At 73.4% G+C, this 12146-nt stretch carries 12 protein-coding genes; 6 read left to right on the top strand and 6 right to left on the bottom strand.

The genetic code is table 11. From position 1 onward, the window contains the following. Nucleotides 1-82 precede the first annotated feature (82 nt). A complete protein-coding gene (locus tag ACIBH1_RS13060; protein ID WP_397313893.1) occupies nt 83-283 on the top strand; it encodes a hypothetical protein in 201 nt (66 codons plus the stop codon). Between the two features lie 135 nt (nt 284-418). Here the strand turns inward: ACIBH1_RS13060 and ACIBH1_RS13055 are convergent, their stop codons facing one another. The 5 genes from ACIBH1_RS13055 to ACIBH1_RS13035 form a co-directional block, all read right to left on the bottom strand. Next, on the bottom strand, nt 419-2104 hold the full coding sequence (locus ACIBH1_RS13055; RefSeq protein WP_397313892.1) for a DUF885 domain-containing protein: 1686 nt from the start codon (nt 2102-2104) through the stop codon (nt 419-421). A gap of 9 nt (nt 2105-2113) precedes the next feature. Then, nucleotides 2114-3064, bottom strand: a complete 951-nt coding sequence (locus ACIBH1_RS13050) for an adenylate/guanylate cyclase domain-containing protein (protein ID WP_397313891.1) — start codon at nt 3062-3064, stop codon at nt 2114-2116. A 69-nt stretch (nt 3065-3133) separates the two neighbouring features. Beyond that, nucleotides 3134-3577: a hypothetical protein gene (locus ACIBH1_RS13045; RefSeq protein WP_397313890.1), complete on the bottom strand. Its 444-nt coding sequence runs from the start codon at nt 3575-3577 to the stop codon at nt 3134-3136. Next, nucleotides 3574-4146, bottom strand: a complete 573-nt coding sequence (locus ACIBH1_RS13040; RefSeq protein ID WP_397313889.1) for an RNA polymerase sigma factor — start codon at nt 4144-4146, stop codon at nt 3574-3576. The genes ACIBH1_RS13045 and ACIBH1_RS13040 overlap by 4 nt, the downstream gene beginning before the upstream one ends. A gap of 21 nt (nt 4147-4167) precedes the next feature. Then, nucleotides 4168-5586 (bottom strand): S8/S53 family peptidase, encoded by a 1419-nt coding sequence (locus ACIBH1_RS13035; RefSeq protein ID WP_397313888.1) that lies wholly within the window; start codon nt 5584-5586, stop codon nt 4168-4170. A gap of 84 nt (nt 5587-5670) precedes the next feature. Between ACIBH1_RS13035 and ACIBH1_RS13030 the strand changes: the two genes are divergently transcribed. Then, entirely contained in the window at nt 5671-8298 is a 2628-nt protein-coding gene (locus ACIBH1_RS13030; RefSeq protein ID WP_397313887.1) for a CHAT domain-containing protein, read from the top strand. 44 nt (nt 8299-8342) lie between these two features. Next, nucleotides 8343-9005, top strand: coding sequence for a winged helix-turn-helix domain-containing protein (locus ACIBH1_RS13025; protein ID WP_397313886.1), 663 nt, complete (start codon nt 8343-8345; stop codon nt 9003-9005). Here ACIBH1_RS13025 and ACIBH1_RS13020 read toward each other — a convergent pair. Continuing rightward, complete coding sequence (locus ACIBH1_RS13020) at nt 8911-9627, bottom strand: hypothetical protein (protein WP_397313885.1); 717 nt, start codon at nt 9625-9627, stop codon at nt 8911-8913. The genes ACIBH1_RS13025 and ACIBH1_RS13020 overlap by 95 nt on opposite strands. A 149-nt stretch (nt 9628-9776) precedes the next feature. Between ACIBH1_RS13020 and ACIBH1_RS13015 the strand changes: the two genes are divergently transcribed. From ACIBH1_RS13015 to ACIBH1_RS13005, 3 genes are read left to right on the top strand one after another with little or no spacing between them, the layout of a single operon-like run. Then, nucleotides 9777-10463 carry a gamma-glutamyl-gamma-aminobutyrate hydrolase family protein gene (locus tag ACIBH1_RS13015; protein ID WP_397313884.1) on the top strand — a complete coding sequence of 229 codons (687 nt, stop codon included), beginning with the start codon at nt 9777-9779 and terminating at the stop codon, nt 10461-10463. A gap of 10 nt (nt 10464-10473) precedes the next feature. Further along, entirely contained in the window at nt 10474-11382 is a 909-nt protein-coding gene (locus ACIBH1_RS13010; RefSeq protein WP_397313883.1) for an alpha/beta hydrolase, read from the top strand. Next, nucleotides 11379-12140 (top strand): enoyl-CoA hydratase/isomerase family protein, encoded by a 762-nt coding sequence (locus ACIBH1_RS13005; protein ID WP_397313882.1) that lies wholly within the window; start codon nt 11379-11381, stop codon nt 12138-12140. Before ACIBH1_RS13010 ends, ACIBH1_RS13005 begins: the two co-directional genes overlap by 4 nt. The last annotated feature ends 6 nt before the right edge of the window (nt 12141-12146 follow it).

Genomic DNA, 12146 nt, shown 5'->3' with positions numbered 1-12146 from the left:
GGCCCCAACCCACCGCGTCGCATCGGGAGTCACTGTGAACACATTGGTGCTCAGCGTCATCTTAGAGGCCCCACCCATCAGCATGGAGGGCGAACTCGCCGCTCGCGGCGTCCTCCTCGCGGTCACCGCGATCTGCTTCTGGCTGCTGCCGAAGGCGTTGCGGCAGATAGCCGAGACGGCCAAGCTGCTGGTCCGGCTGGTCTGCTTCCTCGTGGTGACCGGGCTGTGCCTGGTCGCCTTCGTCACGCTCATAGCCCAGGCGCTCATGGGCGGCGGACAGTGAATTCGCGAGCTGGACGCAATGACGCGTCCAGCTCGGCCGGGAGTGGCCGGCACTCCCAGCTCGGGGCGACGATCACTGGGAGTGCCCGGCTCGCCAGGCCCCGTCGCTGTCGCGGCCGGAGCCTCTCACGTCACTCTATGCCTGCGATGCGGGCTTGACACCCCCTGCGGCCACCCACTCCTCGATGATCTGCCCCAGCGTGTCGAGCGGCACCGACCCGCTCGACAGCACCCGGTGGTGGAACTCCTTGACGTCGAACCGCTCCCCGAGCTCAGCCTCCGCGTACGAGCGCAGCTCCAGGATCCGCAGCCGCCCGATCATGTAGGCCAGCGCCTGCCCCGGCCACGCGATGTACCGGTCGATCTCGTTGTTGATGTTCGACTCCGACGCCGCGCTGTTGTCGCGCATGAACTGCACCGCGCGCTCGCGGGACCACCCCAGGTGGTGCATGCCGGTGTCGACGACCAGGCGGCAGGCGCGCCAGGCGTCGAAGGAGAGCATGCCCAGCCGCGTCAGGTCGCCCGAGTAGAGGCCCATCTCGTCGGTCAGCCGCTCGGTGTACAGGCCCCAGCCTTCGCCGAAGGCGGTGACGTGGCCGAAGCGGCGGAAGGCGGGCAGGTCGTCGAGGGTCTGGCTGACGGCGAACTGCAGGTGGTGGCCGGGCACGCTCTCGTGGAAGGCGAGCGCCTCGTACTCGTAGCGGGCCCGCGAGGGCGGGTCGTAGGTGTTGATCCAGTGGATGCCGGGGCGGGAGCCGTCGGCGGCGGGCGGGGAGTAGTAGGCCAGCACGGAGTCCTTGGCGGCCAGCGCGGGGATCTCGCGCACCTCGCAGGGCGCGATGTCGTAGGGCAGGAACCAGCCGGCCAGGGCGGCGTTGGCCCGGTCGAGCGCCTCGGTGGCGCTGGCGACGATCTCGCCGGCGGTCTCGAAGCGCAGCGCCAGGTCGGTGCGCAGGGCGGCCATCACCTCGTCGGCGTCGCTGGTGCCGAGGGCGCGCCCGCCGATCTCGGAGAACTCCTCGCGCAGGCGGGTGATCACGTCGAGGCCGATCTGGTGGATCTCCTCGGGGGTCAGGTCGGTGGTGGTGTGCGAGCGGGCGGCGGCCAGGTAGGCCTCGGTGCCGCCGGGGACGTGGCAGATGCCGACCCTGGCGTCGTCGCGGGCGACGGGCAGGAACTCCTCGGCGAAGGCCGTACGCCAGCGGGCCAGCGCGGGGCGGACGTGCTCGGCGACGATCCGCCCGGCCTCGGCGCGCCAGGCGTCGTCGGGGCCGGGCTGCAGCAGCGGGTCGGCGGCGACGTCGGTGGCCAGGTAGCCGTCGAGCTGCTCGATCGCCTGGCGCACGCTGCGGGCGACCTGGTGGCGGCCTTCGCGGCCGGCCTGGCGGTAACGCTCCAGCACCGCGTCGAAGAAGCCTTCGAGGGCTCGCAGGCGGGTCAGGTAGTCGGCGGCGCGCCGGGGCGTGGTGAGCGGCGTGGCGGGCATCGAGCTGAGGATGCCGGTGTGCACGCCGGTGATGCCCGCGGAGACGGCCAGCTCGTGGGTGCGGCCGGCGATGTCGGCGCGCTCGTTCTTGATCAGGAGGCCCAGCATCGAGTAGGAGATGCGGTCCTGGCCGGTCAGGCCCGACGGGTCGATCGCCGACAGCGCCCGCGCGGTCTCCTCCAGCTCGGCCAGGCGGCGCTCGTCGCCCGCGCGGCTGGGGTCGCCCACCTGGTCGTCGAATCCGGGCACGCCGAACATGGTCGCGGTGAAGGGTTCCGCGGCCATCTTCTGCTCGAAGTAACGCTCGGAAACCTTCGCCAGGTCCTGATATGTCATGACAGCACCCTACGATCTCTGGATCGCGCTCGGCACCAGCTCTCCCAGGCCCCGCACGGTCAGCCGGTTGACCGGGATGACCTGGAAGGACGCGTCGTCGGCCAGCTCCTCGGCCAGCATCGGACCGGCCAGGATCGTGCCGGGGTTGGCCAGCGCGGTCAGCCGGCTGGCCAGGTTGACGGTCGTGCCGAAGACGTCGCCCATGCGCAGGATCACCGGCCCGATCGCCAGGCCCACGCGCAGCTGCGGCATGTTCTTGACCCGCCGGTGCGACTCGACCAGGCGCAGCCCCACCTCGGCGACGTCGTGCGCCTTGTCGGCGACGAACAGCACCGAGTCGCCCAGCGTCTTGACCACCCGCCCGCCGTACAGGGTGACGACGTCGGCCGAGCGGCTCTCGAATCGTTCCACCAGACCGGCCAGCTCCGTCTCCGTCAGCTGGCGGCTGAGCCGGGTGAAGCCGACGAGGTCGGCGAAACCGACCGCGAGCCGTACGGCATGCGTGTCCTGGTCGGCCAGGCGCCCGGCCGACACGGCCAGGTTGCGCCGCCAGGCGTAGGTCATCAGCCGCTCCAGATCGGGCACCACGCGCATCGCCCGCTTGCGCCAGGCGGCGGGCCGCTGCTTGATCGGCACGCCCGCGTGGTCGAGCGCCTCGGCGCCGAGCTCCGCCTGCGACTCGGCCAGCCGGGCCGTGGCGCGCCCCAGCGAGCGCGCCATGAGCAGCACGTGCTCCTCGTCGTAGACGCCGTCCTCGACGAGAGTGAGCATCGTCTTGAGCGCGGTCACGTCGGACTCGGTGAACTCCACCGCGTCGTCGGCGACGTTGGCGAAACCCAGGGCGCGCCAGTAGCGGCGGGCCCGGTAGACGGGCACGCCGGCCATCTCGGCGACCTGGTGGCTGGTATAGCGTCGGGGCTCACCCAGGAACGCCTCGGCGAGACGATCTTCGGATGCCATACGACCTGCCCGTTCCTCGCGTTATGGGCCGCAAGATAACACTTTTGGAGGTCGGTGGCGTCAACGGCCCTACACGGTGATCCACTCGGTGACGAGTTCTGCGCCCCCGACCCGGCAGCGCAGGCTCAGCGGCCCGGGGGTCAGATCGCGGCAGGAGAAGCGCCCGAACGGGTCGGTGCGCAGCACCAGGGTGTGCCCGGGCCGCTCCACCGACACCTCGGTCTCCTCCGGCGGGTGGATCGAGCCGAGCAGGCGGCCTGAGCCGTCGGTGAAGCTCAGCTCCACGTCGAGCGTGTGGGTCGCGCCGTCGAAGGAGAGCAGGCGCGTGCCGTACCCGGACCTGACGGTCGTGGTCTCGGCGAGCGAGTCGAAACTGAGCGCGGCCAGCTCGGCGGCGAGCGAGCGCAGGGTGAAGGCCTCGACGGCCGACTGCAGCAGCGCGGCGGGGACCGGGTCCATCAGGTCCGCGGCGCGGCGGAGATCGTTTTCGAGCATGTCGTCGTCCTCGGTCACGAGTTCCCCCCGCCGGTCATCAGCAGGCGCAACTGGCGCAGGCACCGCTGGCGCATCGGCCCGATGCTGCCGATGGCAAGGCCCAGCGCCTCGGCGGCCTCCTGGTAACTGTGCGGCGGGGAGCCGATCAGCACGCGCAGCAGCTGCTGGCACTTGTCGCCGAGCCGGCGAAAGGCCTGCCACAGCTGACGGTGGCGCTCGGCCTCGTTCCGCGCCTCCTCGTCCTCGATGAACGCCGACTCCGGGGTGCGGTCGTCGGGGATGCGTTCGAAGGACTCGGTGTCGGAGGCGACGAGCTTGCGGCCCGAGCGGATGAGCTTCAGACACTCGTTGCGCGCCGTGGTGGCCAGCCAGGTGGAGACCCGCTCCGGGTCGCGGATGCGGTCGAGGTGCTGGGCGAGCCGGAACCAGGTGGTCTGGTAGGCCTCGGACGCGTCGGCGTCGGACAGGCCGTGCGCCCTGGCCACCGACCACACGAGCGGGCTCAGCCGTTCCACGAGGGACTTCCAGGCGTCGGCGTCTCCTTTGGCGGCCGCCTGGAAGAGCCGGCCGATCGACTCGGAATCCACGGCGTCATCGTACGTCCGGGCTCAGGGCGCCTGGTAGGTGAAGAACTGCCATCCGCTCGGCACCAGCGCCCTGGCGGGCATGCCACGCACGGTCGCGTTGAGCGCCTGCTTGCCGATCAGGGTGCGGGCGGCTTCGCGCGGGTCGCGGTTGCCGGTGTCGATCATCTCGTTGACCACCATCGCGGCGACGATCGGCGTGGCGAAGGACGTGCCGCTCCAGCGGGCCAGGCCGGTGAAGGTGCGCAGGTCCGCCTGGAAGTCGGCGTTGGCGGGCGACATGCCGCTGTCCTTGAGCGTGCGCCGTCCCGTACGGCGGGGCGACTGGCAGGTGCAGGTGCCGTAGGCGTCCTGCGGCGTCAGCCACCGGCATCGGCCGGGATAGCTGGAGTGCTGGTAGCGGTAGACGGGCGGGCTGTCGTCCATGGGCGTGAAGGCCGCGGTGACGCGCTCGCCCGGCGCGTACACCTTCACCCAGGAGCCGTGGTTGGTGAAGCAGGCGTCGAGCAGGCCGGGAGCGCTGCGCAGCGCTCCCACCGAGAGGACGTGGTCGCCGCGGTCGGCCCACGCCGCCGGGTAGAACCGCTGGGTGGAGCCGTTGTTGCCGGCCGCGGCGACCAGCAGCGTGCGCTCCAGCGCCAGCCGGTCGATGAACCGCTCCAGGCCCATGAGCGTGTCGCCGTCGGCGGAGTCGGTGCCGGCCGACAGGCTCAGGATGTCGGGCCAGCCGCCCGGCAGGGCGTCGAGCACCGCGAGGAGGTCGTCGCCGAACTCGTCCTCGGGGCGCGCGCCCGACAGCTGGGCGGGCAGCAGGTTGTCGACCTCGACGGTGGCGTCGGGCGCGACGGTCTTGATCAGGCTGGCGATGAAGGTGCCGTGCCCGACGTACAGGTCGATGAGGCCGCGCTCCGGCTCCAGCGGGTCGTCGGTGGTGACACCCGTCAGCCACGAGAAGGTCTTGTCGATGTCCTTCACCAGGCCGGTGTCGACGACCAGCACCCTGACCGGCAGACCCTCCACGAGCCGCGGCGCCGACGGCGCGGGGTTGAGCGGGGTGCCGTCGGGCACCGGATCGGGCTCGTCGCCGGGGCAGCACACGGTGTCGGTGATGCTGATGACGTGGTTGCGGGTGGCCATCATGGCGCCGGTGCGGCCGTTGCGCCGCCCGCCCACCGCGGCCAGCGCGTCGTCGACCTGGTGGTCCTGGGTGGGATGCCGGCCGGGATCACTGGTCTGGAAACGCACCAGCCCCGCGCGTTCGCGGGTCGCCGTACGCTCGAAACGGGCGCCGATCGCCTCGGCCACCTCGGCGGCGTCCTCGCCGCGAGCCAGGATCGTGCCCTTCTCGTAGATGAACCGCGGGTCATCCCCCGGGATGTACGCCAGGGGGCGCGGGCTCGCCTCGTTGATCGCGTCGAACTGTTCCTTGAACCTGTCGGGCATGATGCGCTCCTCAGCGTGGATGTGAGTAAGGAGCCGAGCGCGCGCCGGTTGATGCACGCGCCGTCCCACATCTAGCATCGATCCGTGATCGCGGAAACCGCGGCGGACCTCCTCCCGCTGGTCTTCGCGCGCCCCCGCGAGGCCCTGGAACGGGCCAGGGCGCTGCTGGCCACGCAGCCCGCCAGCCACGACGCGTCCATCGCCCACCAGGTGATCGGCCTGTGGGAGCGCGACTTCGGCGACCTGATGACCGGTATCGGACACCTGCGCAGGGCCAGGCGGCTGGCCGCCCGCTCCGGCTCGGCCGAGCGCGAGGCCGACGTGCTGGCCAGCATGGGCGGCGCCTACGTGCACGCGGGCCGCAGCGGCCGGGCCGTGGCCGCCTTCGACCGCGCCGCCGCCCTCGCCACCGGCCACACCCTGGCCCGCGTGCTTCACCGGCGCGCCTACGTGATGTGGGTGCTCGGCCGCCACCGTGAGGCCCTGGAGGACCTGCGGGTCGCCGTGCCGCTGCTGCGGCGGGCGGGCGACGTGTTATGGCTGGCCAGGGCGATCAGCGCGCGCGGCACCCTGTACCTGGCGCTCGGGCAGGTGGAGCGTGCCATCGCCGACCTCGAACGGGCCGAGGCGCTGTGGCAGGAGACCAGCCAGGACTACGACAAGGCCGTCGCCGTGCAGAACCGCGGCCAGGCGGCCTTCCGCGTCGGCGACCTGCCCGCCGCGCTGCGCCACTTCGACCAGGCGGAGCGGCGCTACACCGAGCTGGGCACGCCCGCGTGGGTGCTGCCGGTGGTGCGGTGCGAGGTGCTGCTGGCCGCGGGGCTCGCCCGCGATGCGCTGCGCGAGGCCGACGGTGCCGTCGAGCGGCTGGACCGGGTCGGCGGGCCGCCGTCGCGGCGCTCGGAGCTGCTCCTGGTCGGCGCCCGTGCGGCGCTGGCGGCCGGGCAGGTCGAGCAGGCCGCCTTCCGTGCCACGGCGGCGGCGCGTTCCTTCGCGGGGCAGCGGCGGCAGTGGTGGGCGACACACGCGCGGTTCGTGCTGCTCCAGGCGCGGTTCGCGGCGGGCGATCCGGCGCCGGAGCGCGAGGCCGTGTCGGTGGCCAGGGAGCTGGCGGGGCTCGGGTCCCCGGACGCGGCCCGCGCGTGGTTGCTCGCGGGCCGCACCGCCGCCTCCGACCCAGGGCGTACGGCAGGCTTTGAGCCCGGGCGTACGCCCGGCGGCAACGGGGGCGGCGCAACCAGGGCCGAGCGCCATCTGTCCCTTGCCGCCCGCGCCCGCGACCGGGGTCCGGCCTTCGCGCGCATCGACGGCTGGCTGGCCCAAGCCCTGCTCGCCAAGGCCGCCGGGCGCCCACGCGGCGTGCTGGCCGCCTGCCGCCGCGGCCTCGACCTGATCGACGAGCACCGCATGACCCTGGGCGCCACCGAGCTGCGCGCCAGGGCCGCGGGGCAGGGCGCCGAGCTGGCCACGATGGCGCAACGTGAGGTGCGCGGCGACCCGCGCAGGCTGCTGGCCTGGAGCGAACGCTGGCGGGCCACCGCGCTGGCGGTCCCTCCCGCCCGGCCGCCCGACGACCCCGACCTGCTGCGCGACCTGACCGCCTTCCGCGAGATCGCCGGCCGCGCCCAGGAGGCCAGGGCGAGCGGCCGGGCCGTCCCCCAGCTGGAGCGGGAGCGCCAGCGGCTGGAGAAGGCGATCAGGGACCGCCTGCTGGCGATCCGGGCGGGCGCCGCGGGAGGTCCCGGCCCGGCGTTCGAGGTGCGGGACCTGCTGGCGGGGCTCGGTGACCGGATGCTGGCCGAGATCGTCGTCATCGACGGCCGGCTGACCGTGCTGCTGTGCCGGCGCGGGCGGGTGCGCGCCTTCGAGGCGGGCACGCTGGCCGGCGCGGCCGCCGAGGCGGAGCACGCCAACGCCGGCCTGCGCCGCCTGGCCTACGGCGCCCCGGCGCCCGGCCTGGACGCCGGAGCGGAGCGGCTGCAGCACCTGCTGCTCGGCTCCGCCGTACCTCACCTGACCGCGGAGCGGCTGGTCGTGGTGCCGCCCGGCCACCTGCACGACGTGCCGTGGGCGCTGCTGCCCGCGCTGCGCGGCAAGGTGCTGAGCGTCGCGCCGTCGGCGTCGGCGTGGTTGCGGGCGGCGCGCATCACGCCGCCTGACGGCCCCGTCGTGCTGGTGCGCGGGCCCGGCCTGGGCGGGGGAGGGGCCGAGGTCCCGATCCTGGCGGGCAGGTACGGCGACGCCACGGTGCTGGAGGGCGGCGAGGCCGACGCCCAGCGGGTGCTCAAGCAGATCGACGGCAGCCGCCTGGCGCACATCGCCGCGCACGGCTCCTTCCGCGCCGACAGCCCCATGTTCTCCGCCCTGCAGCTGGCCGACGGCCCGCTGATCGTGCACGACGTCGAGCGGCTGGAGCGCGCGCCGTACCGGATCGTGCTGTCGAGCTGCGACTCGGGGCGCATGGAGCCGGTCGGCGGCGACGAGCTGCTGGGGTTGTCGGCGGCGCTGATGCCGCTGGGCACGGCCGGGATCGTGGCCAGCACGGTGCCGGTGCACGACGAGGCGGTGGTGCCGCTCATGCTCGCCCTGCACGAGGGGGTGCGCGGCGGGATGGACACCGCGCAGGCGCTCGCCAGGGCGCGGGCCGAGCTGCCGGGCGACCGGCTGCACCAGGCGGTGGGCTGGTCGTTCTCCGCGATCGGCGCCGCCTGAGTCCTGGCGTGTATCAAATGGGCCGCCCGTGGATCTCAGGCAGCATGACACTGTTCGTCAGGTGCTTCGCTGATTTCACGATCGAGCTCGACGGCGAGCCGGTGGAGTTGTCGCCGCTACGCCGCCGGGCCAGGACCTTGTTGCGGCTGCTGGCCATGCACGCGGGGCGGCCGGTGCACCGCGAGAGCGTGGTCGACGCGCTGTGGCCGCAGGAGCGCGTCGCGACCGCGCGGCGCGGGCTGCACGTCGCGCTGTCCAGCCTGCGCGGCTACCTGACCGCGCACACCGGGCACCCGCTGGTGGAACGGGTGGGGGAGGCCTACCGGCTGGTCCTGCCCGAGGGCGGCGGCTGCGACGTGGCGCTGTTCCGCGCCGCGGTCAAGGCAGGGCACCACCGGGTGGCCGTGGAGCTGTACGGCGGCGACCTGCTGCCGGAGGACGGCCCCGCCGAGTGGGTGGTGGAGGAACGTTCGATGCTGCGCCACCAGGCGGCCACGGCCGCGGTCCGGCTCGCGGCGGCCGAGCTGGAGCGGGGCGAGCTGGCGGCGGCGGTGGAGGCCGCCACCCGCAGCCTGGAGCTCGACCAGTACCACGACGGCGCCTGGCGGCTGCTCATCGAGGGGAACCGGCGCCGTGGCGACCACCTGGGGCTGGCCGCGGCTCGCCGTCGTTACGAGAGGGCGCTGGCGTCGCTGGAGGGTTGGTGATCCTGATGCCGCGCCCCGGCAGCGGGCCCAGGCAGATCACCCCTTCGGCGGCCAGCCGCTCCTGCTCGGCCGGGCCGGCCACGTGCTCGACGGAGATCGCGCCGCGCACGGCCGCTCCCGGCCGCAGCGTCCCGGTCCGGGCCATGACGCCCGCCACGTGCCCGCTGGAGGGCATGGAGCGCCCCGTGCCCGAGGCGGGGTCGAGCACCGAGATCCACGGGTAGCACACCCGCACCCGGTCGTCGTCGAGCCCCGCCCGCCACTGGCCGAGCCTGGCGGGCGGCAGGCCGCGCGGCGGGTCGAGCAGGGCGGTGCGGCCGGTGGCCGCGCAGTGCGCGGCGATGGCCTCCTGAGCGCCGCGCATCCGCGCCAGGTCGGGCGCGGCCACCGTCTGCGCCTCGGGGGCGGCGTCCAGGGCCCGCACGGCGCCCTCCGAGCCGACCCTGACGACGTAGCAGCTGGATCCGCCGTTGAGGAAGTAGCCGTAGACGGCGTGCGCGAGGTGGCAGCCCGCGCTGAAGTCGCCGAAGACCTGGACGAACCCTCCCCAGCCGGTCACCTTGACGGCGGTGTCGAAGGGCCCGCCGGTCGCGAAGCCCACCAGGGCGGCGATCCGTTCCATGAACCCAGCATCCGCGGCACGGTCAACGCCAGGTCTACACGCGATCGGCAGTGCGGAACGGAAGTGATACCTGGGTTTGATGACATAACAGAAATAGAGTGCGACATGATGGGGACCGGTGGCCCCAGCCATGGTCCTCTGGAGAGCGCATGTCCCGACCGTTGATCGGAATCACCGCCTATTTCGAAGCAGCCAGGTGGGACACCTGGGTGCGCGAGGCGGTCCTGTCTCCACCCGCCTACGCCAAGGCGGTCGAGCGTGCCGGCGGCGCGCCGGTGATCCTGCCGCCGATCAACGTGAACGCCGTCGACGACTACGTGCGCGGCCTGCGCGGCCTCATCCTGGCCGGAGGCGTCGAGGTCGGCCCCGACGCCTACGGTGAGGAACCCGACGAGCGGGTGCCCGAGCCGCAGCCGCTGCGCGACCGTTTCGAGCTCGCCCTGGCCCGCGCCGCCGTCCAGGCCGACGTGCCGATCCTGGCCGTCGGGCGCGGCATGCACGTGCTCAACGTGGCGCAGGGCGGCTCGCTGATCCCGTGGCTGCCCGACGTGGTCGACCACGACCGGCACGCCGAGTCCGGCCAGGCGCACGTCATCCAGGTGAGCGTCTCCAGCAAGCTGGGCAAGGCGGTGGGCGACCGCATCGAGGTCGTCTCCCCGCACGACCAGTCGGTCAAGCGCCTGGGCAACGGCCTGCTGGCGGTGGCCTGGGCCGACGACCAGATCGTCGAGGGCATCGAGCTGCAGGGCCACCGCTTCGGCGTGGGCGTGCAGTGGCACCCGGAGCGCGCCCCCGGCGACAGGCTGGTGGAGCACCTCGTCGAAGCCGCCCGCTAGATTCGTCGCCATGCACCCACAGGCAGCGGCCTTCGTCGCGAGCTACCCGTCGGATCTGGGTGTCGATCCGGCCACGCTCGATCTCGACGCCATCCGGCGGATGCGCGCGCAGGACGGGTTCGCCCTCCAGCGCGGACCCAAGCCCAGGATCTTCTCGGTGCGCGACGAGGTGGCCGAGCAGGTGCCGATCCGCATCTACCGCGCCGACGCCGAGCAGGACGCCCGTCCCGTGGTGGTCTACTTCCACGGCGGCGGCTGGGTGTTCGGCAGCGTCAAACGCAACGACGCGCTCGGCCGCGACCTGGCGCTGCGCACCGGGGCGGTGGTGGTCTCCGTCGACTACCGGCTGGCCCCCGAGCATCCCTTCCCCGCGGCGGCCGACGACGCGTGGAGCGTGGTGCGCGACATCTTCGCCCGTCCCGCCTTCTACCAGGGCAACGGCAGCGTGGCCGTGGTGGGCGACAGCGCGGGCGGCAACCTGGCGGCCGTCGCCGCCTGGCAGGCGCGCGACGCGGGCCTGCAGCTGGCCCACCAGGTGCTGATCTACCCGGTCGCCGACGTCGCCATGGAGACCGCCAGCTACCGCGAATACTCCAGCGGCTTCGGCCTCGACGCGGCCGAGATGGCCTGGTTCGCCAGGCAGTACGCCGCCGGCGCCGACCCCGACGACCCGCGCCTGTCGCCGCTGCGGCTGAAGGACTTCGCGGGGCTGCCACCCGCCACGGTGGTGACCGCCGAGTGCGACGTGCTGCGCGACGAGGGCGAGCTGTACGGCGCGCGGCTGGCCGAGGCGGGTGTGCCCGTCGAGGTGCGCAGGTTCGAGGGCGCGGTGCACAGCTTCTACGCCCTGCCCGGATTCTTCGACCAGGCGGCGCAGGCCCGCGAATACGTGGCCGCCCGCCTTCAGGAGGCGCTGTGAAGCGCGACACGCCCGCCGAGGGCGTGCTGCGCCTGACCCTGAGCACCCCGGGCAAGCTCAACGCGGTCGACATGGACGGCCACCGCGAACTGGCCGAGATCTGGCGCGAGGTCGACGCCGACGACTCCGTGCGCGCCGTGGTGATCCGCGGCGAGGGCGGCGCCTTCTCCGCGGGCGGCGACCTGGCGATGATCGAGGAGATGATGCGCGACCACGCGGTCCGCATGCGCATCTTCACCGAGGCGCGCGACATCGTCTACAACGTGCTCAACTGCTCCAAGCCGATCGTCTCGGCCATCGAGGGCCCCGCGGTGGGCGCGGGCCTGGCGGTCGCGCTCCTCGCCGACATCTCCGTGGCGGGCCGTACGGCACGCGTCATCGACGGCCACACCCGCCTCGGCGTGGCGGCGGGCGACCACGCGGCGATCATCTGGCCGCTGCTGTGCGGCATGGCCAAGGCCAAGTACCACCTGCTGCTGTGCGAGCCCGTCACCGGCGAGCAGGCCGAGGCGATGGGCCTGGTGAGCGTGTGCGTCGACGACGACCAGGTCGACGCCAGGGCCCTGGAGCTGGCCGTACGGCTGGCGCAGGGCTCGGCCGAGGCGATCAGGCTGACGAAGTACGCGCTCAACAACTGGCTGCGGCTGGCCGGGCCGAGCTTCGACGCCTCCCTGGCGATGGAGTTCCTCGGATTCACCGGCCCCGACGTCGCCGAAGGCGTGCGCGCGCTCCGCGAGAAGCGCCCGCCGCGGTTCTGACGCGGT

The sequence above is a fragment of the Nonomuraea sp. NPDC050663 genome (assembly GCF_044456985.1).
Lineage (GTDB): Bacteria > Actinomycetota > Actinomycetes > Streptosporangiales > Streptosporangiaceae > Nonomuraea.
This window is presented reverse-complemented; position numbering and strand designations above follow the sequence as displayed.